Origin of the sequence: Aeromicrobium sp. Leaf291, assembly GCF_001423365.1 — a bacterium.
Taxonomy (GTDB): Bacteria; Actinomycetota; Actinomycetes; order Propionibacteriales; family Nocardioidaceae; genus Aeromicrobium.
Genome location: NZ_LMNM01000001.1, coordinates 678980 through 701812 on the forward strand (window position 1 = coordinate 678980; position 22833 = coordinate 701812).

Genomic DNA, 22833 nt, shown 5'->3' on the forward strand with positions numbered 1-22833 from the left:
TCTCGCTCAGTCGTGGACGGGAGGACGTGGCGGACGACGCCGGTTCCACGGGTCGGCCTCCTCGACCTGTGCACACAGGGAGAAGAGCGGTCCGTCCTCGCCGGGGCGTCCCGCGAGCATGACGCCGACGGGCAGACCGTCGACCTCGACGAGCGGCAGGCTCGCCGCGGGGACCCCGGCCATGTTGTAGACCGCGGTGTAGGGCGTGAAGGCCAGCTCGCGGCGGTGGTCCTCCGCGGGGTCGCCGGACTCGGTGAACCACGCGACCGGCTGGGGCGGCATGGCCAAGGTGGGCGTGAGCCAGGCGTCGAACCCGGACATCGACGTGACGACGTCGCGCGTGGTGGCCTCCAGGAACTGCATCGCGCGGGCCAGGTCGGCGGCGCTGTGCGTGCGACCGCGCTCCAGCCAGTAGCGGGTGGTGCCGCGCAGCAGGTCGAGGCCCTCCTCCGGGATCGGGGCCGCCGCCATGCCGCTCGACCACACCACGTTGAACTGCGGCTCCAGCTCGGGCGGGAACGGGTTCTCGACGTCGACCACCTCGTGGCCGAGCCCTCGCAGCACCTCGGTGGCGTGCTCCCAGGCCGCCAACGACCCCGCCGAGGCCTCGAGCCCGGGCAGGTAGGGGTCGACCCAGCGAGCGATGCGCAGCCGACCCGGCCGTCGACCGGCCCAGGCGGCGAACGGCTCGACGGGGTCGGGGAGCGGCCGCAGGTCGCCGGGCATCGGGTGGGCCATGGCGTCGAGCAGGGCCGCCGCGTCGCGCACCGTGCGGGTGATCGGGCCGTCGCCGGCGAGTCCGCTCCAGTCCGAGCCGACGGGTCCGGCGCTCACGCGTCCGCGGCTCGGCTTGAACCCGAACACCCCGCAGCAGCTCGACGGGATGCGGATGGATCCACCGCCGTCGCTGCCCTGGGCCAGCGGGACGAGCCCGGCGGCGACCGCCGCTGCCGCCCCACCGGAGGATCCGCCGGCCGTCCGGTCGAGGTCCCACGGCGTGCGCGCCGGCCCGACCACGTCGTTGTCGGTGTAGGAGGAGAGCCCCAGCTCGGGGGTGTTCGTCTTGCCCAGGCTGACGAACCCGGCCCGCTCCACGAGCGTGACCACGTGGGCGTCGACGTCGGGGACGTGGTCGGCCATGAGCCGCGAGCCGAGCGTGGTGCGCACGCCGGCCGTCGACGTCAGGTCCTTGAACGCCGTCGGCACGCCGAGGAACGGCGGCAGGGCCTCGGGCGACGCCGCACGTCGGGTGGCGTCGGCGTCGCGTGCCGCCTGGAGGGAGCGCTCGTGTGTCACGGTCACGAAGGCACCGAGCGCGGGCCCGCGGTCGTCGATGCGGCGCAGGTGGTGCTCCACCAGCTCGAGCGACGTGGTCTCGCCGCGTGCGAGGGCGTCGGCCATGGCGTGGGCGTCGAGCTCGTGCAGCGCGGTCACCCGTCCAGCGTGCCACGCGTCGATCGGCTCGGGGACAATCGACGGCGTGGCCGTGCCGAAGGTGATCCTGTTCTACGTCTTCACGCCGCTGCCCGACCCCGAGGCGATCCAGGTGTGGCAGCGCCAGCTCGCGGGCTCGCTCGGTCTGCGCGGCCGGGTGATCGTGTCGCCGCACGGCATCAACGCGACCCTCGGCGGCGACCTCGACGTGCTCAAGAGGTACGTGCGGGGCCTGCGCGACTACGCGCCGTTCCGGCGTGCCGACGTCAAGTGGTCGGCCGGACGTGCGCTCGACGACGGCGTGACCACGGCGCTCTTCCCGCGGCTGTCGGTCAAGGTGCGCGACGAGGTCGTCACCTTCGGAACCCCCGACGAGGTCCAGGTCGACGCGCAGGGTGTGGTCGGCGGCGGCACGCACCTGACCCCCGCCCAGCTGCACGACCTCGTGGCCGAGCGCGACGACGTCGTGCTGTTCGACGGACGCAACAGGATCGAGTCGGAGGTGGGCCGGTTCGCCGGTGCCGTCCGGCCCGACGTCGAGACCACCCGCGAGTTCGTGGAGCTGCTCGACTCCGGCGCCTTCGACGACCTCAAGGACCGCCCGGTCGTCACGTACTGCACGGGCGGCATCCGGTGCGAGGTCCTCACCCCGCTCATGCGCAGCCGCGGGTTCGGCGAGGTGTACCAGCTCGACGGCGGCATCCACCGCTACGGCGAGACCTTCGGCGACGGGGGTCTGTGGGAGGGCTCGATGTACGTGTTCGACGCACGCACCACGGTCGAGTTCAGCCCCGACGCGACCGTGGTCGGACGCTGCGACACGTGCGGCACCGCCAGCCGCGACGTCGTCGACTGCTTCGACCTGGCCTGCGTGCGGCAGATGGTGCGTTGCCCGTCGTGCGCGGCGGCCTCGTCACGGTGCGCCGCGCACGCCTGAGGGTCAGGCCCAGGACCAGGACGCCAGGATGGAGTGGTCGACGTCGTCGCGCTCGGACTCGGACTGGTCCGCGTTGTGCGAGAACGTGATCACGTAGCCCGTCCCGTCGACGGTGAGCGTGTACTGGTCGACCCGGTACTCGTTGCCGTTGAGGTTGAACAGGCCCGTCGTGTGCACGGCCTCCTGGCCGTCGACGACGAACGGCTCGCGCACGGAGATCTCCGTGACGTCGGCCTGCTCCAGCGCGTTGGTGATGGCGTCCGCCAGGTCGTCGCCCTCGAGGCTCGTGATGGTGGGGTCGGTGACCACGTTGACGTTGTCGGCGAAGCCGTCCTTGTCGGTGGAGTCGAGCGCGAGGGTGATCGCCGTGCCCTGCAGGTCGGTGTTCTTCTCCCAGCCCTCCGGCACCGTGTAGCTGAAGCCGTCGGCCTCGATCGTGTCGCCCGAGGCGGGCTCGACGTCGGACGCGGCGGCCGAGGAGCTGCTCGACGCCGAGCTCGAGGCGTCGGGGTCGTCGGAGCCGCCGTCACCACCGCCGCAGGCGGCGAGCACCAGAGCGGCCACCGAGGCGACGAGGGCGGACCGGACGGGACGGTGTCGGACGAGGTGGGGCTGGAGGCGGCGCATGCCCGGAAACCTAGCCGCGCCCGCAGGGCGTCGCACGTCCAGCCCCGGGCGGGCCTCAGCCGAGCTCGCCACCGTCCCAGTCGGGGTTGGCCAGGCGTCGTTGCATCGCGATGTTGAGGTCGCTCACCACGAGCGCCACCTGGCGGGCGACGAAGTCGTTCACCCGGCGCTGCAGCGCCTCGGTGGGCTCGGGGTGGATCTCGTCGATGCGTACCTCGAGCCGGTGCCCCTCGGCCGGGCCCTCCATGGACTCGACGCCCTCGCGGACGACGAGGAGGTCCACGACGTCGGCACCGCCGAGCGCGGGCCACACGGTCACCCGCAGGCCGAGGCGCGCAGCCGTGGAGGTGCGTGACTGCACGACCACGCGCACGGTGACCGCGCCCGCTGCCGGTCGGCGGTAGCCGTCGGGCGGGCTCAGCTGCAGCGCGCCGTCGGTGTCGACGCCGATCTCGAACTCGTGCAGGAGCGGGCGACCGATCTGGCGCTCGGCAGTGGCGACCAGCAGGCCGCGGAGGCGGCGGGCGCAGTCGTCGAGCTCTGCGTAGGAGAGACCACCGCGACCGGCGAGGAGGGGATCGACGTCGTCGGGGCTCATGCAGGCAGTATCGCGCACCCGAGATCAACCGGATGGTTGACAAGGCGAGGGAAGCTTGCCTAGGTTGTGATCAACCACATGGTTGAGAAAGGATCTCCGATGGCCGACCAGCTCTCGCAGGTGTTCGCGGCGCTCGCCGACCCGACCCGACGCGACATCGTCGCCCGGCTCGCCGTCGCCGACGCCACCGTGGGTGAGCTCGCCGAGCCCTACGACGTCAGCCTCCAGGCGGTCTCCAAGCACCTCAAGGTGCTCGAGGGCGCCGGGCTCGTCACCAAGGGCCGCGCGGCCCAGACCCGACCGGTCCGACTGGAGGCGGGGGTGTTCGACCTCATGGAGAAGTGGATCGAGCGCTACCGGCGCCAGGCCGAGCAGCGCTACCAGCGGCTCGACGCCGTGCTCGCCGACCTGAACGGGACCACCGAGGACGGGGCCACCGACGCCACCACCACCGAAGGAGCAGCATCATGACCAGCACGCACCAGCAGCAGGCCGAGGCCGCCATCGAGGCCGACCCCACGGTCCCGGCCATCCACATCACCCGCGACTTCGCCGCGACCGCGGCCCAGCTCGTCAGGGCGCACACCGACCCGGAGCTGTTCGTCCGGTGGATCGGGCCGAACGGTTACGTGACCACGATCGATCACTGGGACGGGCGCACCGGCGGCAGCTACCGCTACGAGCACGCCGGCCAGGGCTTTCACGGCTGCTTCCACCACGTGTCCGACGACCGGCTCGTCCAGACGTTCACCTGGGAGGGCATGCCCGAGGGCGTCTCCCTCGACACCATGACGTTCGAGGACCTGGGCGACGGCCGCACGCGCATGCACGCCACCAGCCTCGTCGGCTCCTTCGAGGCCCGCGACGGCATGCTCAGCAGCGGCATGGACGTCGGCGTGAACGACGGCTACGCCAAGCTCGACGCACTGCTCGCCGACGGGGCCCTGGGGTGAGCGGTTCCCGGGTGGGTGGACCCGCCGACGACCACCGCCGGGTCGCAGCCGACTTCACGACCGTCGTCGAGGGCGTGACCGACTGGGACGCACCCGCACCGGTGGAGGGGTGGGCGGCGCGCGACGTCGTCGACCACCTCGTCACCTGGTTCCCGGCCTTCCTCGCCGGCGGGGGAGTCGCGCTCGACGTCGACCTGCCGAGCGACGACCCCGGTGATGCTTCCAGCCGCCCACGGCCCGGCACCCCCGCCGGAGCCGTCCGCCGCCCACGGCCCGGCACCCCCGCCGGTGCTGTCCGCCGCCCACGGCCCGGCACCCCCGCCAGGGCCTGGCGCGCCCACGCCGATGCCGTGCAGCACCTGCTGGACGGTCCCGACGCCGACCGCCCGTTCACCCACCCGCACGCAGGCACCCATCCGCTCGACCAGGCGGTCGCGCAGTTCTACACCGCCGACGTCTTCATGCACACCTGGGACCTCGCGCGGGCGAGCGGGCAGGACGTCGACCTCGACGCGGACCGCTGCGCCGCCATGCTCGCCGGCATGCAGCCGATCGAGGAGATGCTGCGCGCGTCCGGTCAGTACGGTCCGGCCGTGCCGGTGCCCGACGACGCGTCGGTGCAGGACCGGTTCGTCGCCTTCATCGGACGCGACCCCGCCTGGGCGCCCCCGGCGCGAGCCTGACCGCGACGCTGGATTTCCGTCGGCGCGCCGGTGCACGATGACAGCAGGACGATCCAGGAGCGCCCCATGGCCCAGCACACCACCAACAACACCGACACCTTCACCGCCGTCGCGCCCGACTGCCCGGCATCCGTCGCCGAGGTGCCGCCGGTGCGCAAGGAGCCGAGCGTCGCGCGTCTGCAGTACGACATGCTCGTCGACGCGCCCTACCGCTACACGTCCGACGACGTCGTCCACCGCTCGCAGGGCGAGCGGCGCGGCATCGACCGCGACACGTTCTTCTCCAAGGGCCAGCCGTGCCTGCGCGCGTCCCCGTTGGTCAAGCGGTACGGCTGGGGCGTCCACCACGACGCCGAGGGTCGCGTCGCGCTCGTGCCCGTGGAGTCCGCGGAGTACGCCGCGTTCGCGGCCGACCCCGACCTGACGCAGACCTCCGGCATGAGGTCGTCCCGCGCCTGAGCGCGCGATCGTCCCGAGGTGCAACCTTGTGCGGGCGGAGTTGACTGGGGTCATGACCACGACGCACACCACGCTCGGCACCACCTCGCCCCTGGACGTCTCCCCGCTCGGACTCGGCTGCATGGGGATGAGTGAGTTCTACGGCACGCGCGACGAGGCCGAGGCCACGCGCACGATCCACCGCGCGCTCGACCTCGGGGTCACCTTCCTCGACACGGCCGACATGTACGGCCCGTTCGTCAACGAGGAGCTGGTCGGTGCGGCCATCGCCTCCAGCGCCCAGGGACGCGACGCCGTCCAGCTCGCCACCAAGTTCGGCAACGAGCGGCTGCCCGACGGCACCCGGCTCGGCGTCAACGGCAAGCCCGACTACGTGCGCTCCGCCTGCGACGCCTCGCTCCAGCGGCTCGGCGTCGACACGATCGACCTCTACTACCAGCACCGCGTCGACAAGACCGTGCCGATCGAGGAGACCGTCGGCGCCATGGCCGAGCTCGTGCAGGCCGGCAAGGTGCGCCACCTCGGTCTGTCCGAGGCGTCAGCCGAGACCATCCGTCGGGCCCACGCCGTGCACCCCATCACCGCGCTGCAGACCGAGTACTCCCTGTTCACGCGTCACCTCGAGGACGAGATCTGGGGCGTGCTGAGCGAGCTCGGCATCGGCCTGGTGCCGTACTCGCCGCTCGGGCGTGGCCTGCTCACCGGCGCCATCACCGCCGAGTCCGACCTCGAGGAGGCCGACTCGCGCACCACGTCGTACTTCCCGCGGTTCCAGGGCGAGGCCCTCGAGGCCAACCTGAGGCTCGTCGCGAGGATCCGCGAGATCGCCGAGGGGCTGGGCTGCACGCCGGGCCAGCTGGCGCTCGCCTGGGTGCTGAGCCGCTCGGGTCGCGACGGCGTGGGCGTGGCGCCCATCCCCGGCACCAAGCGCGTGGCCTACCTCGAGGAGAACGCGGGCGCGCTCGAGGTCGAGCTGACCCCCGACGTCGTGGCCGACCTGGAGTCCGCGGTCCCGCGCGACGCCGTCCAGGGCGACCGCTACGGCGACCTGTCCAGCATCGATGCGTGAGGACCCCATGACTGCCACCACCCCTGCCCCCGACATCACCACCGTGGGGGCGCTTCGCGCCTCCGGCCACGTGCACCGGCCGCTGCGCGTGGAGATCCGCGACAACCTGCTCGCGGCCCTCGCCGAGGGTCGTGACCCGTGGCCGGGTCTGCACGGCTTCGAGGACACCGTCGTCCCCCAGCTCGAGCGCGCCCTCATCGCCGGCCACGACGTCGTGCTCCTCGGCGAGCGCGGCCAGGGCAAGACCCGCATCCTGCGCACCCTCGTCGGTCTGCTCGACGAGTGGACGCCGGTCATCGAGGGGTCCGAGCTGGGCGAGCACCCTTACGAGCCGATCACCGTCGCCAGCATCCGACGTGCCGAGGAGCTGGGCGACGACCTGCCCGTCCGGTGGCGCCACCGCGACGACCGCTACGCCGAGAAGCTGGCCACGCCCGACACGAGCGTGGCCGACCTCATCGGCGACGTCGACCCGATGAAGGTGGCCGAGGGGCGCAGCCTCGGTGACCCCGAGACGATCCACTTCGGGCTCATCCCGCGCAGCCACGGCGGCATCGTGGCCATCAACGAGCTGCCCGACCTCTCCGAGCGCATCCAGGTGGCCATGCTCAACGTGATGGAGGAGCGGGACATCCAGATCCGCGGCTACGTGCTGCGGCTACCGCTCGACGTCCTGGTGGTGGCCAGCGCCAACCCCGAGGACTACACCAACCGCGGCCGCATCATCACGCCGCTGAAGGACCGGTTCGGTGCCGAGATCCGCACCCACTACCCCACGCAGCTGGTCGACGAGATCGCCGTGATCAAGCAGGAGGCCGACCTCGTCGCCACCGTCCCCGACCAGCTGGTCGAGGTGCTGGCCCGCTTCACGCGGGCCCTGCGCGAGTCGTCGGCGGTCGACCAGCGCAGCGGTGTGAGCGCCCGGTTCGCCATCGCCGGGGCCGAGACCATCGCGGCCGCGGCGCTGCACCGCGCCACCCGGCAGGGCGAGCCGGACGCCGTGGCCCGTCCGGTGGACCTCGAGACCGCCGTCGACGTGCTCGGCGGCAAGATCGAGTTCGAGTCCGGCGAGGAGGGTCGAGAGGACCTCGTCCTCGACCACCTCCTGCGCACCGCCACCGCGGAGACCGTCCGCGGGCTGTTCACGGGCATCGACTTCGGGCTGCTGGTCGAGGCGCTCGAGGGCGGCTCCCTGGTGGCCACCGGCGAGCAGGTGAGCGCCCGCGACTTCCTCGCCGGCCTGCCGGTGCTGGGCGAGTCCGACCTCTACGACCAGGTCTGCGACCGGGTCGGCGCAGGGCTCGAGGGCGGGGGCAACGACGGTGAGCGCGCCGGCGCGATCGAGCTGGCCCTCGAGGGACTCTTCCTGGCCCGCCGCATCAGCAAGGACACCGCCGGCGGCGAGACGGTCTACGGGTGACGGCGTGAGTCGCCAGAACCGTCGACTGTCCCGTGCCTCCCGGTACGGGGCGTACGTCGACGGCCCCGACCCGCTGGCCCCGCCGGTCGACCTCAGCGAGGCGCTCGAGGCCATCGGCGAGGACGTCATGGCCGGGTACTCGCCCGACCACGCCCTGCAGGAGTTCCTGCGCCGTGGAGGCGCCGACCAGCGCGGCCTCGACGACCTGGCCCGCCGGGTGGCCGAGAAGCGGCGCGAGCTCATGCAGAAGCACAACCTCGACGGCACCCTGGCCGAGGTCAAGGAGCTCCTCGACCGCGCGGTCCTCGAGGAGCGCAAGCAGCTCGCGCGCGACGTCGACCTCGACGACGGCGACCGGGCGCTCGCCGAGCTGACGCTCGACAACCTCCCGCCCTCACCTGCCGCTGCGGTCAGCGAGCTGAACGGCTACGACTGGCAGTCCACGCAGGCTCGCGAGGACTACGAACGCATCAAGGACCTGCTCGGGCGTGAGCTGCTGGACCAGCGCTTCGCGGGCATGAAGAACGCGCTCGAGAACGCCACCGACGCCGACCGCGAGGCCGTCAACGAGATGCTCGACGACCTCAACGGGCTGCTCGAGAAGCGTCAGCAGGGTGTGGACACCCAGCAGGACTTCGACGACTTCATGGCGAAGCACGGCGAGCACTTCCCGGAGAACCCGTCGAACCTCGACGAGCTGCTCGACACGATGGCCCAGCGGTCCGCCGCGGCCCAGCGCATGCTCAACTCCATGACGCCCGAGCAGCGCCAGGAGCTCATGCAGATGTCGGCGCAGGCGTTCGGCTCGCCCCAGCTGATGGAGGCGCTCGACCGGCTCGACGGCAACCTCCAGTCCCTGCGTCCGGGCGAGGACTGGGGTGGCTCCACCCCCATGGACGGGGAGCAGGGGGTGGGCCTCGGCGACGGCACGGGCGTCTTCCAGGACCTCGCTGACCTCGACGCCCTGGCCGAGCAGCTGGCCCAGTCCTACCGGGGCTCGAACCTCGACGACGTCGACCTCGACGCGCTCTCGCGCCAGCTCGGCGACGAGGCGTCGGTCGACCTACGCACCCTGAAGGAGCTGGAGAAGGCGCTGCGCGACTCCGGCGTGGTGCAGCGCGGCACCGACGGTGCCCTGCGGCTGACCCCCAAGGCCATGCGGCAGCTGGGCAAGGCGCTGCTGCGCGACGTCGCGGAGTCGATGTCGGGTCGCCAGGGCCAGCGCGACACCCGCCATGCCGGTGCGGCCGGCGAGCGGTCGGGCGCCACCCGCGAGTGGGCCTTCGGCGACACGGAGCCGTGGGACGTCACCCGCACGGTCACGAACGCGGTGGTGCGCACGGTCGGCGAGGGTGGGACCGCGGCGTCCATAGCCCGCGACGGCGTGCGGCTGCAGATCGGCGACGTCGAGGTGCAGGAGACCGAGGACCGCACGCAGGCCTGCGTGGCCCTGCTCGTGGACACGTCGTTCTCGATGGCCATGGACGGCCGCTGGGTGCCCATGAAGCGCACGGCGCTGGCGCTGCACACCCTCATCAGCACCCGGTTCCGCGGCGACGCGCTCGAGCTGATCGCGTTCGGCCGGCATGCCGAGTCGATGCAGATCGAGGAGCTGACCGCGCTCGACGCGCAGTACGCCAAGGGCACGAACCTGCACCACGCCCTGCTGCTCGCCAACCGGCACTTCCGCAAGCACCCGAACGCCCAGCCGGTGCTGCTGATCGTCACCGACGGCGAGCCGACGTCGCACCTGGAGTCGTCGGGCGAGGTGTTCTTCAGCTATCCGCCCCACCCGGTCACGATCGCGCTGAGCGTCCGCGAGCTGGAGGCGTCGATGCGCCTGGGCGCGAAGACCACCTTCTTCAGGCTGGGGGAGGACCCGGGCCTGGCGCGCTTCATCGACCAGATGGCGCGCAAGGTCGACGGCACCGTCGTGGCTCCGGAGCTCGACGACCTCGGCGTCGCGGTCGTCGAGTCCTACCTCGGCTCCCGCCGCGGTGGCACTGGCGGTGGCGCTGGGTTCGACGGCGGCTTCGGCGGCTGGCCCGGCCGCGGCTTCTGGGCCGGCTGAACTACGGTCGGCCCGGAGAGGACGGGACCGTGCCACAGACCATCGAGCTGACGCTCGACGAGGACCTCGACGCCGCCGTGCGCGAGGAGTGGGGCCTGCTGTCGGCGGCGGGGCTGCCGAGCCAGGCGCTGCACCTGGGGCTCACCAACGCCCCGCACGTCACGCTGGGTGTCGCGTCGGCGCTGGGCGTGGCGACGATCGAGCGCCTGGCCGACGTCGAGCTGCCCGACGAGGTCCGGCTCGGGGGACTGCTGGTGTTCAGGGGACGACGGTCCGCCGTGGTCTCGCGCGCGGTGATCCCGAGCGCGGCTCTGCTGGCCACCCACGCTGCCGTCGACGCGGCGATGGTCGACGCGCCCGATCGGCCCGACCTCACGCTGCCCGGGCGCTGGACGCCGCACGTCACGCTCGCCCGTCGTCTCGGCGACGAGCAGCTCGCGCACGCGCTCGACCTCCTGGCCGGGATCCCGTCCGAGCTCGCGGGCGCTCCTGCCGCCCTGCGCCACTGGGACTCCGACGCGAAGGCGGTCCACGTCCTACGAGCACGCGGCGACGCGTGAGGGCGGGGCCGGCACGAAGCCTCTCCAGGGGATGACGACACGTCGCGCCGGCGATCGTGTGCCCGGTCGACCGTGCGACGCCGGCCCGGGCAGCGCTGCCTACTGGGCCGCGTACCCGCCGTCGACCAGGTGGTAGCTGCCCGTCACGAACGTGGCCGCGTCCGAGGCGAGGAAGGCCACGAGCGACGCGACCTCCTCGGGGGTGCCGAGGCGGCCTGTCGCGTGCTTGGCGGCGAGGGCGGCCTGCGCGTCGTCGTCGAGGTTGGCCTCGAGCAGCGGGGTGCTGATGAAGCCGGGGCCGACGACCGTCACGCGGACTCCGTCGGCGCTGTGCTCGAGTGCTGCGTTCTTCGTCAGGCCGACGAGTGCGTGCTTCGTGGTGACGTAGGCCGAGGAGCCGGCGATGCCGACGGAGCCGAGCACCGATCCCATGTTGACGATCGCGCCGCCGCCGGCGTCCGTGATGGCGGGGACCTGTGCACGCATGCCGTAGAAGACGCCGTTGAGGTTGACGCTGACGACCTTCTCCCAGCTGTCGACGGGGTAGCTGCCGACGGGCTCGGCGGCACCGCCGATGCCGGCGTTGTTGACGGCGATCCGCAGCGGTGCCATCTCCTGGGCTGCCGCGACGGCGGCCTGGGCGACCGCGGGGTCGGCGGCGTCGCCGACGAAGGCGCGCGCGATGCCGCCGGTGGTCTCGATCTCGTTCACGACCTGGTCGGCCGAGTCCTGTCGCAGGTCGTGGACGAGCACCGAGGCTCCGTTCGCGGCGAGCAGCAGGGCCACGGACCGGCCGATGCCGGAGCCGGCGCCAGTCACGATCGCGGAACGGTCCGCGACGTCGTAGGTGGCCATGATGTCCTCACTTTCTGTCCGACACCTGTCGGACAAATCTCATCCTACAACTGTCGGATAGACTTGCCCAGCGGTGTGACGAACGAGACCGGGACGGTCCCGGCGACGTCGGTGAGGAGGGGTCCCGTGGACGCGAGAGCCCGACGTAGCCGTGACCGGTTGTTCGCTGCCGTCCTTGCCCTCGCGGCCGAGACGCCCGTCGAGCAGCTGAGCGTCACCGAGGTGGCCCGCCGTGCCGACGTGCATCGCTCGACGTTCTACGAGCACGCGTCCACGCCGGACGGACTGCTGCGTGCCGCGCTCCTGGCCGAGCTCGACGGCCTGCGCGCCGATCTCCTCCACGACCCCGGCCGAGGCACCGATGCGGCCGTGGTGGAGACGACACGACGGGTCCTGGAGCACGTCCTGAGGCACCTGCCCGTGTACCGACGTGGCCTGGCCGACGACGCGGGAGCCGGAGGTCTGCACGCCATGCTCGGCGAGCACTTCCTCGGATCCTCGCGGCAGCTGCTCGAGGAGGGCCGCCTCTCGCTGCCCACCGACGTCCCCGGTGCCGACCCGGACGTCGTCGCCGACGCGGCCCTGCGCCTCATCGCGCTCGGGACGGTCGGCGTCATCCGGTCGTGGATCGACCTGCCCGACCCGGACGCGGCGGCGTTCACGGCGATCTACGATCGGCTCGTGCCGGACTGGTGGTCGCAGCTCGACCGATGACCGGGCCGTCCGATCCTGCCGGCTGCCGATGGCCGAGTGCCTCCACGAGCGCCGGCGAGGGGAGGGGAATCGAGACCACTCCGGGCGGTTCAGTGGTGGCTGGGCAGCACGCCTGCCCCGACCGATGGGTCGGGGTGTCGTGGTGGCTCTTCAGGGTCGCCAGCGGGTGTTGCGTTGCCAGGTCTCGGAGCCGGGGAGCTTCCACTCGACGTGGCCGTCGTCGGGGTTGATCCGTCCGATCCAGCTTTGTTCGTGGGCTCGGTGGTGGTGGAACGAGCAGAGGAGTGCGCCGTCTCTGATGTCGGTGGTCTTGGAGATGGCGTAGGGGTTGAGGTGGTGGGCCTCGGTCCATCTGGCGTCGCGGTCGCAGCCGGGTGTGGTGCAGCCGCCGTCTCGCTTCTCCATCGCCCGGCGTGAGCTGCGGTTGAAGTACCGGTTCGCGGACCCGAGGTCGAGAGGCAGTGGAGATCCGTTGAGGACCATCGGCACGAGTTGGGCGGAACAGGCGAGCCGGCGGGCTTCGCCGGCGCTGATGCGGGTGCCGTCCGACAGCCCGGCGGCCTTGACGCCGCCCATCAGGGTGTCGAGATCGAGGTTGACGGTCACCACGGCGGACACGCCGCCGTTGGACGGGAGCTGGTCGGCGGGAAGGTGCTCGACGAGGGTGGCGAAGGCGTGGCCGAGGCGCTGGGGGTAGGTCTGCCCGAATCCCACCTCGTCCATCTGCCCGGTGGCGGCGTTGACGGTCCCGACCTTCTGGTGCGGTGCGGCCAGGGCGTCGAGCGCGGTCTTGAGCATCGCGCCCTGTGCTTCGGGGAGGGTGAAGCGTCCGGTGACGGTGCCGTCGTTGTTGTCCCACATCGAGAAGCTGGTCTTGGCTCGCGCGGCTTCTTCCTTCTTGCGGAGGAGCTCGTCCTCGTCGGCGTCGACCTCGTCGACGGTCTTGCGGTAGGTCTCGGTGATCCGGGCGGCCCTGCGGCGCAGGTCCTTGAGGGTGAGCTTCTGCGCGTCCTTGAGCAGGGTCTTCTCACACATCAGGCGTTGCTCGCTGGTGACGTCCTCGGGCAGCTTCGCGAGGGCGCGGGAGAGGATGTCGGCCTGCTTCATCGTGATCTCGCCTGCCGCGAGGGCGGCTTCGGTGAGGGTGGTCTGCTCCTCGATCCGTTCGGCGGTGTTCACNCGGGAGAGGATGTCGGCCTGCTTCATCGTGATCTCGCCTGCCGCGAGGGCGGCTTCGGTGAGGGTGGTCTGCTCCTCGATCCGTTCGGCGGTGTTCACCAACGCGTCGGCGCCACTGCGGTCACCACCGAAGTCGATCGAGATCGTTGCCCCGGTAGAGGTGCCCGTCCCCGGTCGCGGTCCGTCACCGTTCGCAGCGGCCCTGCGAGCCTTCTCCAGCACACGTGCGGCGGCCATCTTGTGGGCCGACAACCGAGCTTCGGCGCGACCGATCTCAGCCAGGAGTCGTCGGACCTCGGCGGGGTCCAGGCCGTCCCACGCCGCGGTGGGGACCGTGTCGAGCAGGGCGTGGAGTCCGTGCACGCACGACGGCACCGGGTGGGTGTCGAGTGCGGCGACGCTCATGGTTCCTCCTGCTGATCTACACCTATTCTACAGGGCACACCGGACAAGAAACAAGCACACGTTCGAATACGTGACGGAGGTCCCGGACCTCCGGGACCTCCGTCACGCCGATGCCTCAGTCGAGCGTCAGGCCCTCGGCCGGAGCCACCCGCGACGCCCGTCGGGCGGGCAGGACGCAGGCCACGAGACCCGCCAGAGCGGCCACGACCACCACGGCCAGCAGCTGGTCCCACGGCGTGACGAGGGAGACGTCGGCGACAGCCGTCCGCACGACCGCGAGCGTCCCGAGCCAGCCGTAGGTCACGCCGACCGCCGTGCCCAGGACCGCGGCGACGAGCGCCAGCAACAAGCCCTCGGCGGCGAGCATGCGGCGCAGCTGGCGCCGGGTCAGGCCAAGGGCCCGCAGCAACGCGTGCTCACGACCGCGCTCCAGGACCGACAGGCCGACGGTGTTGGCGATGCCCACCAGTGCGATGCCGACCGACACCGCCAGCAGACCGAGGACCGACCACACCAGCACGTCGAGCTGCTTCTCGACCCATCCCCGCTGGGCGAGGGTGGACGTGAGCTCCAGGTCGGCGTCGCGGGCGACGGCGCCCAGGCTGCCGCTCAGCTCGTCGACGTCCACGCCGTCGTCGGCTCGCACCCAGACGGCCTGCGGCTCGATGCTGCCGCCGAGGGCCTCCAGCACGCCGGGCCCTGCCACGACGGACCGCCCCCACTCGCTGCCCACGAGCACCCGCTCGACGTCCACGGTGCGGCCGGCGCGCTCGAGCGTCATCGTCTCGGGGAACCCGGTCTCGGTGTCGGCCGAGACGTCCGGCGGGATGAACACCTCCAGGCGGCCGGGTTCGACCAACCCACGACCTCGCGCCACCGACGAGGCGGCGGCGTCGGGCGCGAGCACGGGAACCTCGCCAACGCCCTCGAGCGTCGCGCGGACGCCGGGCACGGCCTCGGCGTCCTGGACGCCGCGAGTCGCTCGCACCGACTCGAGCGTGCCGGCCGAGACGGGTCCGTCACCGGTGAGCGCGACGTCGACCGGGTACTGCACCTTCAGCTCGTCGTCCATGGCTCCGCGGGCGCTGGCCATGCCGGTGAGCACCGCCGTGGTCAGGGTGACGCCGACGAGCAACGACGCCGTGGTGGCGGCGCTGCGGCGCGGGTTGCGCACCGCGTTGGCCGTGGCGAGGCGGGCGGCGAGACCGGTGCGGCCCAGGAGACGTCCGGCCACTCCCAGCATCGCCGGCACGAGCACGGGTCCGAGCAGCAGCACGCCGACGAACGACAGCATGCCGCCGGCCAGGAGGGGTGGCATGGACGTCTGCTGCACGGCGAGGGCGAGAGCCGCCGAGCCGGCGAGCACGGCCGCGACACCCAGGGCGACGCGGCCCTTGCCCGCACGGGTGCGCACGTCCGCGTCCATCGGCCGGAGCGCGGCGAGCGGGCTGACCCGCACCACGCGTCGGGTCGGCAGCCAGGCCGCCGTGACCGTCACGACGATGCCGCCGACGAAGGCCGCGACCATCCAGGTGGGGGACAACGACACGGTCCCCAGCAGACGACCTCCGGTCACCCCGCGCACCGCGGCGACGATGCCGTAGCCCGCCCCGGCGCCGGCGAGCACGCCGACCGTCGACGCGACCAGCGCCACGGCGAGGGACTCGACGCGGACCGAGCGGACGACCTGGCGCCGGGTCGCGCCGACGCAGCGCAGCAGGGCGAGGTCGCGGGTGCGCTGCGCGAAGAGAATGGTGAAGGTATTCGCGATGACCAGGACCGCCACGAAGCCGGCGATGGCGGCGAACAGCAGCAGCACGTAGCTGATGACGTCGACTCCCTGGTTGACGGCGATCACGCGCGCGTCCACGTACGCGGCGCGGTCGCGCACCTCCGCGTCCACCGCTCGGGAGAGCGCGGACGTGGCGGCTGCGGTGTCACCGCCGCGCACGTCGTAGACGACGGCGTCGGGGTAGGCCGACGGGAGCTTCGACAGGGTGCCCCACGGGACGTAGACGTCGGCCGCGAGGTACGACGACGGCTTCGCGATGCCGACGACCGTCACGGTGCTCGCCTCCTCGCCCTTGCCCACGACCAGCTCGTCGCCCACGCCGAGTCGCGCCGCCGTGGCGGTGCGCTCGTCCACGAGCGCCTGGTCGTCGCTGGTCGGGGCCCGACCGCTGACGATGCGCTGGCGCAGCAGTCGTTCGTCGGTGCTCACCGTGCCGATGGACGTGTCCGAGCCGAGGCCGATGCCGTCGTGGGTGACGGGCTCGAACGACGACCCGATGACCGCCGCGGCGTCCCCCTGGCGCGCCGCGGTCTCCAGGACGGGGGCGACGTCGTCGGTGCCGATCCCGTAGTCGTCGCCGACGACCAGGTCGGCGCCGCGGTAGGCCTCGTCGATCCCGGCGGAGAGGCCGGACTTGGCCGCCGAGGCGATCGCGTTGGTGGCCACCACGAACCCCACGGCGATGGTCACGGCGAGCAGCGCGGCGACGTAGCGGCGCGTGTGGGTGCGCAGCGACGCGAGCATCACGGTCCTCATCGGGCGCCTCCCTCGGCCCGCGTCAGGTCGGCGTCGGGGCGGGCGGCCAGCACCGAGGCGAGCTCGGCCCGCGACGGGTCCACGAGGTGCGAGCGGATCCGACCGTCGGCCAGCACCACGACGTCGTCGGCGTAGGCGGCGGCGTCGAGCTCGTGGGTGACCATCACGACGGTGCGGCCCAGCTCGCGCACCGAACGCCGCAGGTAGGCGAGCACCTCGGCCGAGGCGGTGCTGTCGAGGTTGCCGGTGGGCTCGTCGGCGAACACGATCGACGCCTGGCTCACCAGCGCGCGGGCGATCGCGACGCGCTGCTGCTGTCCGCCGGACAGCTCGCTCGGGCGGTGGTCGAGCCGGTCGCCGAGCCCGAGGACCCCGACCACGGTGTCGATGTCGTCCTGCACGTTCGCGTCGATGCGTCGGCCGGCCAGCTCGAACGGCAGCACGATGTTCTGCCGGGCGGTCAGCATCGGCAGCAGGTTGAACGCCTGGAACACGAAGCCGAGGTGGTCGCGGCGGAACCGGGTGAGTCGGTCGTCGTCGAGGCTGGTCAGCTCGACGCCGTCGACCGAGACGGTCCCGTGCGTCGGCCGGTCGAGCCCGGCGAGGCAGTGCATGAGCGTCGACTTGCCCGAGCCCGAGGGCCCCATGATCGCCGTGAAGCGTCCGGGCGCGAGGTCGAGGGAGACGCCGTCGAGGGCGTGCACGGCCGCCGGGCCGGTGCCGTAGGTCTTGGTCAGGTCGCGCGCCGACGCGGCGGTCGCGACGGCTGCCTGTGCTGTGATCGTCATGCCGACGACGCTATGGATCCGGCACCCCCCGAGTCGTCGGAGCGAGGGATGGTCCTGGCGTCAGCCCGTGGGTGGACTCCCGCCCCGTCCGAGCCGTCAGAGGTAGGTGACGCACCGCATCGCGGGGTCGGCGGTAGGTCTCGCACCTCATCGGGTCCGTATGGGGTGCGAGGCCTACCTCCCTACCCGAGGAGGACGCAGGATTCTGCCTTCGCGTGAGGGAAGGCGAAGGATGCTGCGTTCACGACGGGATCCGGACGCGAACGCAGCATCGTTCGGGTCGCCGCACTCGAACGCAGAATCTTGCGCCCCCCGGGCGGCCCCCGCCTACCCCAGCCCCGCCTCGAGGGCGAGCAGGACGAGCTGGACGCGGTCGCGGGAGTCGGTCTTGGCGAGCAGTCGGCCGACGTGGGTCTTCACGGTGGCCTCGGAGACGACGAGGGTCGCGGCGATCTCGGGGTTGGTCAGGCCGCGGGCGATGAGGCCCAGCACCTCGCGCTCGCGGTCGGTCACCTCCGCGAGCCGCCGGGTGGTCGCCTCGCTCACCACGCTGCGCGAGCCCGACGGCTGCACGAAGTGGTCGAGCAGACGTCGGGTGGTCGACGGCGCCACGACCGCGTCACCGGCCTGCACGGCTCGGATCGCGGCCAGCAGGTCCGGTGGCGCGGCATCCTTGAGCAGGAACGCCGACGCGCCTGCCTGCAGGGCCGCGAACGCGTACTCGTCGAGGTCGAAGGTGGTCAGCACGATCACCCGGGGCGCGGTCTCGCGGTCGTCCTGCAGGATCCGACGTGTCGCCTCCACGCCGTCCATCACCGGCATGCGCACGTCCATGAGCACGACGTCGGCGCGGGTCGCGCCGAGGAGGTCGAGCGCCGCCTGGCCGTCGCCCGCCTCGCCCACGACCTCGAGGTCGGGCTGGCTGTCGACCAGCATCCGGAACCCGGCACGCACCATCTGCTGGTCGTCGACGAGCAGTACGCGGGTGGGTGCGGTCGCGTCGCTCACCGGGGGATCCTCGCACGCACCTGCCAGCCGCCACCGGGCGCCGGACCGACGTCGAGGGAGCCACCGTGCACCGCCACGCGCTCACGCATGCCGACCAGGCCCAGGCCACCCGACGTCGGCGATCCGGCTGCGCCGTGGCCGTCGTCGGCGACCGTCACGACGAGGTCGGCCCCGTCCTCGCGGACCCGGACCTCCGCGGTCGCGTCGGGTCCGGCGTGCTTGCGCACGTTGGTGAGCGACTCCTGCACCACGCGGAAGACCGTCAGCGCCACGCCGTCGGGGACGGTGGGAGTCGGGTCCGGCAGCGTGGCCCGCACCCGGCCGGCCTCGACGTCGGCGGCCAGGAGGGCCGGCAGCTCGCCCAGTCCGGGTTGAGGGACCAGCTCGGGGTCCGACGTGCCGCGCAGCAGGCCGAGGAGGCGCCGCATCTCGGTGAGAGCCTCGCGGCCGGTCGAGGCGATGGTCCCGAGCGTGCGCACCGCGACGGCCGGGTCCTGCTCCGCCGCGTAGCGCGCACCGTCGGCCTGCACGATCATGCCGGTGATGCCGTGCGCGACGACGTCGTGCATCTCTCGTGCCACCCGGGTGCGTTCCTCGGCGGCTGCGGCGCGCGTGCGTTCCTCCGCCTCGGCCGCCATCCGCTCGCCGCGCTCCATCAGCGCCGCCTCGTACGCGCGTCGCAGGCGAGCCTGGGTGCCGAGCGCCCACGCGGCGACCACGATCGCCCCGATGCTCAGGGCGTACGGCGCGAAGAGCTGCAGGCTCAGGGGCTCCTGCTCGACCGTGGGCGGCAGGCCGTCGTAGCGCCCGGCCATGACCCAGACGTAGGTGGCGACCCCCGTCGCGACGGCGCTGAGCCCCAGCCCGACCCAGGCGTCGCGGGGGCGCCCGAAGCGAGCGAGCGAGTACATCGCCACGGGGTAGGCGAGCTGGCCGATCGCAGGGTAGTCGTGCACCAGGGCCTGCACGCCACTGAACACCCAGACCAGCGCGAAGGCCATGGCCGGGCGGTGTCGACGCCAGACGAGCGGCAGCACCTGCAGCCCGCTGAGCGCGGTGACGTACAGCGGCTGGTCGATCCCGAGCGTCGCGGCCACGAGCAGGAGGAGCCCGGCCACGAGGGCTGCGTCGAACCACTGGGTGGCGCGCGGACCCAGCCGCCACGGTCGACGACCGCCCGGACGGTCCGCTGGCGTGCTCACCCGCCCGACCCTAGGTGCTCCTGCAGCGCCACGCCTCCACCCACGGTCTGATCTGCATCCGGCGTCCCGAAACGTCGTCCCGCGGGTCTAGCGTCGGGACATGAGCCAGTTCCCCGACAGGTCACGCACCGCCCTCCTCGTCGTCGACGTGCAGAACGACGTCGTCGAGAACGCCCACGAGCGTGATGCCGTGGTCGGCCGGATCGCCGAGCTCGTGCAGCGAGCCAGGTCCGCCGACGTGCCGGTCGTGTGGGTGCAGGACTCCCTCGCCGACGACGACGGTCCTGCGACGGGCACCGAGGGGTGGAAGATCGTCCCCGAGCTCGAGCCACGTGCCGGCGAGCCGGTGGTGCACAAGGACTACGGCGACGCCTTCGAGGCCACCGAGCTCGAGACGGTCCTGGCCGAACGCGGCGCGGGGCGAGTCGTCGTCACCGGCGCCCAGACCGATGCGTGCATCCGCGCCACGTTGCACGGGGCGTTCGTGCGCGGCTACGACGTCACGCTCGTCTGCGACGCCCACACCACCGAGGACCTCACCGCGTACGGAGCGCCCTCTCCCGCCGAGGTCGTGGCGCACACGAACCTCTACTGGCAGTTCCAAGGGGGCCCCGACCGCGTCGCCGACGTCGTGGCGGCGGTCGACGTCGAGCTCTGACCTTCGTCCTCCTCTCGAGCCCCGGACAGGCTCGGGGCCCGGATATCGGCGGTCGGGGGACGGAATACTGCGGGCTCCACCAAGGTTGATACGATCAGACTCAAGTCAGTTGCCAGCACTTCGGCAACGGCTCCCCGAGCTCACGAACCCCGCAGCAGCACCCGATCAGCAGGAGGAACCCCCATGGCACGAGCCGTCGGAATCGACCTCGGAACGACGAACTCCGTCGTCGCCGTCCTGGAGGGCGGAGAGCCCACCGTCATCGCGAACGCCGAGGGCGCTCGCACCACCCCGTCCGTCGTCGCGTTCGCGAAGGACGGCGAGGTCCTGGCCGGCGAGGTCGCCAAGCGCCAGGGCGTCACGAACGTCGACCGCACGATCCGCTCGGTCAAGCGCCACGTCGGCACCGACTGGAAGACCGAGGTCGACGGCAAGTCGTTCAACCCCCAGCAGATCAGCGCCTTCATCCTGCAGAAGCTGAAGCGCGACGCCGAGGCCTACCTGGGCGAGACGGTCACCGACGCGGTCATCACCGTGCCCGCGTACTTCAACGACCACCAGCGCCAGGCCACCAAGGAGGCCGGTGAGATCGCCGGCCTCAACGTCAGCCGCATCATCAACGAGCCCACCGCGGCCGCGCTCGCGTACGGCCTCGACAAGGGCGACGAGCAGACCATCCTCGTCTTCGACCTCGGCGGCGGCACCTTCGACGTCTCCCTGCTGGAGATCGGCGACGGCGTCATCGAGGTCAAGGCCACGAGCGGCGACAACAACCTCGGTGGTGACGACTGGGACAACGCGGTGGTCGACTGGATCGTCAGCACCTTCAAGTCCAAGACGGGCATCGACCTGACCAAGGACAAGATGGCCATGCCGCGCATCCGCGAGGCCGCCGAGCGCGCGAAGATCGAGCTGTCGAGCTCGTCCTCGACGTCGATCAACCTGCCCTACATCACCGTGCAGGACGGCAGCCCCGTCTTCCTCGACGAGACGCTGTCCCGCAGCGAGTTCGAGAAGATCACGGCCGACCTGCTCGAGCGCACCAAGGCGCCGTTCAACAACGTCGTCAAGGACGCGGGCATCTCGGTGAACCAGATCGACCACGTCGTCCTCGTGGGTGGCTCCACCCGCATGCCCGCCGTGAGCGAGCTGGTCAAGACGCTCACCGGCGGCAAGGAGCCCAACAAGGGCGTCAACCCCGACGAGGTCGTCGCCGTGGGCGCCGCGCTCCAGGCCGGCGTGCTCAAGGGCGAGGTCAAGGACGTGCTCCTGCTCGACGTCACCCCGCTGAGCCTCGGCATCGAGACCAAGGGCGGCGTCATGACCAAGCTCATCGAGCGCAACACGACGATCCCGACCAAGCGCAGCGAGGTCTTCACGACGGCCGACGACAACCAGCCGTCCGTGGCGATCCAGGTGTACCAGGGCGAGCGCGAGATGGCGGCGGGCAACCAGCTGCTGGCCACGTTCGAGCTCACCGGCCTGCCCCCGGCGCCGCGTGGAGTCCCGCAGATCGAGGTCACGTTCGACATCGACGCCAACGGCATCGTGAACGTGTCGGCCAAGGACCGCGGCACCGGCAAGGAGCAGTCCATGACCATCACGGGCGGCAGCGCGCTGTCCAAGGACGACATCGACAAGATGGTCAAGGACGCCGAGCAGTACGCCGAGGAGGACCGCAAGCGTCGCGAGTCCGTCGAGACGCGCAACCAGGCCGAGGCGCTCGTGCACACCACCGAGAAGTTCCTCGCCGAGAACGGCGACAAGGTGGGCGACGACGTCAAGGGCGAGGTCCAGGCCGACGTCGACGCGCTCAAGGCGGCGCTCGAGGGTGACGACAACGACGCCGTCCAGGCCGCCGTCACCAAGCTCGGCGAGTCCAGCTCCAAGATGGGCGAGGCGATGTACGCCGCGGCCGCCGCGGAGCAGCAGGCCGCCGGCACCGACGCACCCACGGGTGACGCCGACGCCGGCACCGACTCCGACGACGACGTCGTCGACGCCGAGATCGTCGACGACGAGGAGAAGAAGTGACGGCTGGGCCCGACGGCCCCACCGAGGGCGCTGACCCGGAGGTCTCGCAGGAGACCTCCGGGGAGGCCCCCGTCGACGAGGCTGTCGACGAGGCCGTCGAGGTCCCCGCGGACGAGGAGGAGGTCGTCGAGGCCGAGGCCGTCGAGACGCCCAGGACCGTCGAGGACGAGCTGGCCGAGCGCACCGCCGACCTGCAGCGTCTGCAGGCCGAGTACGTCAACTACCGCAGGCGGGTCGAGCGCGATCGCGCGCAGTCGCGCCAGCAGGGCGAGGCCGCGGTGCTCCGCTCGCTGCTCACGGTGCTCGACGACATCGGTCGGGCCGAGCAGCACGGTGAGCTGACGGGCGGCTTCAAGGCCGTCGCCGACGCGCTCCACCAGGCGCTCAAGGCGCACAAGCTGGAGGGCTTCGGTGCCGAGGGCGACGTGTTCGACCCCCGTCTGCACGAGGCGCTCTTCGCAGCCGGCGAGTCGCCCGACGTGCAGGTCACGTCGGTCGGTCCCGTGGTCCGCACGGGCTACCGGATGGGCGACGAGGTCCTGCGCCACGCGCAGGTCGGAGTCATCGAGCCCGCCTCGGGCGAGGCGCCGGCGGGCGACGAGGACGAGTGAAGGCGGTCGGGCAGGAGCCG

22 protein-coding genes are annotated in these 22833 nt (G+C 72.1%); 13 read left to right on the forward strand and 9 right to left on the reverse strand.

All coding sequences use genetic code 11. The annotated features are described in order from the left end of the window. Window positions 1-6: 6 nt before the first annotated feature. Window positions 7-1434 (reverse strand): amidase, encoded by a 1428-nt coding sequence (locus tag ASF35_RS03430; protein ID WP_156367941.1) that lies wholly within the window; start codon window positions 1432-1434, stop codon window positions 7-9. A gap of 46 nt (window positions 1435-1480) precedes the next feature. On the opposite strand from ASF35_RS03430, the gene ASF35_RS03435 reads away from it, so the two are divergent. Further along, the gene (locus ASF35_RS03435; protein WP_055962789.1) at window positions 1481-2371 is read left to right on the forward strand and encodes a rhodanese-related sulfurtransferase; all 891 of its coding nucleotides are present in this window, start codon (window positions 1481-1483) and stop codon (window positions 2369-2371) included. A 3-nt stretch (window positions 2372-2374) separates the two neighbouring features. Here ASF35_RS03435 and ASF35_RS03440 read toward each other — a convergent pair whose 3' ends face one another. Next, complete coding sequence (locus ASF35_RS03440; protein WP_055962793.1) at window positions 2375-2998, reverse strand: hypothetical protein; 624 nt, start codon at window positions 2996-2998, stop codon at window positions 2375-2377. Between the two features lie 55 nt (window positions 2999-3053). Continuing rightward, window positions 3054-3596 carry a hypothetical protein gene (locus ASF35_RS03445; RefSeq protein WP_055962796.1) on the reverse strand — a complete coding sequence of 181 codons (543 nt, stop codon included), beginning with the start codon at window positions 3594-3596 and terminating at the stop codon, window positions 3054-3056. Window positions 3597-3695: 99 nt separating this feature from the next. Here ASF35_RS03445 and ASF35_RS03450 point away from each other — a divergent pair, with 99 nt between their 5' ends. From ASF35_RS03450 to ASF35_RS03485, 8 genes are all read left to right on the forward strand, one after another. Further along, entirely contained in the window at window positions 3696-4067 is a 372-nt protein-coding gene (locus ASF35_RS03450; protein ID WP_055962800.1) for a helix-turn-helix transcriptional regulator, read from the forward strand. Then, complete coding sequence (locus ASF35_RS03455; protein WP_055962803.1) at window positions 4064-4549, forward strand: SRPBCC family protein; 486 nt, start codon at window positions 4064-4066, stop codon at window positions 4547-4549. Before ASF35_RS03450 ends, ASF35_RS03455 begins: the two co-directional genes overlap by 4 nt. Then, a complete protein-coding gene (locus ASF35_RS03460; protein ID WP_055962807.1) occupies window positions 4546-5232 on the forward strand; it encodes a maleylpyruvate isomerase N-terminal domain-containing protein in 687 nt (228 codons plus the stop codon). Before ASF35_RS03455 ends, ASF35_RS03460 begins: the two co-directional genes overlap by 4 nt. Before the next feature lie 66 nt (window positions 5233-5298). Next, a complete protein-coding gene (locus tag ASF35_RS03465; RefSeq protein ID WP_055962811.1) occupies window positions 5299-5691 on the forward strand; it encodes a DUF6157 family protein in 393 nt (130 codons plus the stop codon). A gap of 52 nt (window positions 5692-5743) precedes the next feature. Further along, the gene (locus tag ASF35_RS03470; RefSeq protein WP_055962815.1) at window positions 5744-6760 is read left to right on the forward strand and encodes an aldo/keto reductase; all 1017 of its coding nucleotides are present in this window, start codon (window positions 5744-5746) and stop codon (window positions 6758-6760) included. 7 nt (window positions 6761-6767) lie between these two features. Further along, window positions 6768-8180, forward strand: coding sequence for an AAA family ATPase (locus ASF35_RS03475; protein WP_055962818.1), 1413 nt, complete (start codon window positions 6768-6770; stop codon window positions 8178-8180). A gap of 4 nt (window positions 8181-8184) precedes the next feature. Further along, window positions 8185-10251 (forward strand): VWA domain-containing protein, encoded by a 2067-nt coding sequence (locus ASF35_RS03480; RefSeq protein WP_082495347.1) that lies wholly within the window; start codon window positions 8185-8187, stop codon window positions 10249-10251. A gap of 29 nt (window positions 10252-10280) precedes the next feature. Beyond that, the gene (locus ASF35_RS03485; protein WP_055962821.1) at window positions 10281-10811 is read left to right on the forward strand and encodes a 2'-5' RNA ligase family protein; all 531 of its coding nucleotides are present in this window, start codon (window positions 10281-10283) and stop codon (window positions 10809-10811) included. A 99-nt stretch (window positions 10812-10910) separates the two neighbouring features. On the opposite strand, the gene ASF35_RS03490 is transcribed toward ASF35_RS03485, so the two are convergent. Further along, entirely contained in the window at window positions 10911-11666 is a 756-nt protein-coding gene (locus tag ASF35_RS03490) for an SDR family NAD(P)-dependent oxidoreductase (protein WP_055962825.1), read from the reverse strand. Window positions 11667-11792: 126 nt separating this feature from the next. Between ASF35_RS03490 and ASF35_RS03495 the strand changes: the two genes are divergently transcribed. Beyond that, window positions 11793-12380 carry a TetR/AcrR family transcriptional regulator gene (locus ASF35_RS03495; protein ID WP_156364888.1) on the forward strand — a complete coding sequence of 196 codons (588 nt, stop codon included), beginning with the start codon at window positions 11793-11795 and terminating at the stop codon, window positions 12378-12380. A 150-nt stretch (window positions 12381-12530) separates the two neighbouring features. Here ASF35_RS03495 and ASF35_RS03500 read toward each other — a convergent pair. From ASF35_RS03500 to ASF35_RS03520, 5 genes are all read right to left on the reverse strand, one after another. Then, a partial coding sequence (locus ASF35_RS03500) for an HNH endonuclease signature motif containing protein (protein ID WP_235499101.1) occupies window positions 12531-13559 on the reverse strand: 1029 nt, incomplete at its 5' end. A 520-nt stretch (window positions 13560-14079) separates the two neighbouring features. Continuing rightward, entirely contained in the window at window positions 14080-16512 is a 2433-nt protein-coding gene (locus ASF35_RS03505; protein WP_156367943.1) for an ABC transporter permease, read from the reverse strand. Then, a complete protein-coding gene (locus ASF35_RS03510) occupies window positions 16509-17300 on the reverse strand; it encodes an ABC transporter ATP-binding protein (RefSeq protein WP_055962834.1) in 792 nt (263 codons plus the stop codon). The genes ASF35_RS03505 and ASF35_RS03510 overlap by 4 nt, the downstream gene beginning before the upstream one ends. A gap of 327 nt (window positions 17301-17627) precedes the next feature. Beyond that, entirely contained in the window at window positions 17628-18257 is a 630-nt protein-coding gene (locus tag ASF35_RS03515; protein ID WP_055966134.1) for a response regulator transcription factor, read from the reverse strand. A gap of 47 nt (window positions 18258-18304) precedes the next feature. Further along, entirely contained in the window at window positions 18305-19510 is a 1206-nt protein-coding gene (locus tag ASF35_RS03520) for a sensor histidine kinase (RefSeq protein ID WP_055962837.1), read from the reverse strand. A gap of 100 nt (window positions 19511-19610) precedes the next feature. On the opposite strand from ASF35_RS03520, the gene ASF35_RS03525 reads away from it, so the two are divergent. From ASF35_RS03525 to grpE, 3 genes are all read left to right on the forward strand, one after another. Then, a complete protein-coding gene (locus ASF35_RS03525; RefSeq protein ID WP_055962840.1) occupies window positions 19611-20168 on the forward strand; it encodes a cysteine hydrolase family protein in 558 nt (185 codons plus the stop codon). A 183-nt stretch (window positions 20169-20351) separates the two neighbouring features. Continuing rightward, on the forward strand, window positions 20352-22202 hold the full coding sequence (gene dnaK / locus ASF35_RS03530; RefSeq protein ID WP_055962845.1) for a molecular chaperone DnaK: 1851 nt from the start codon (window positions 20352-20354) through the stop codon (window positions 22200-22202). Next, entirely contained in the window at window positions 22199-22813 is a 615-nt protein-coding gene (gene grpE, locus ASF35_RS03535) for a nucleotide exchange factor GrpE (RefSeq protein ID WP_055962848.1), read from the forward strand. The genes dnaK and grpE overlap by 4 nt, the downstream gene beginning before the upstream one ends. The last annotated feature ends 20 nt before the right edge of the window (window positions 22814-22833 follow it).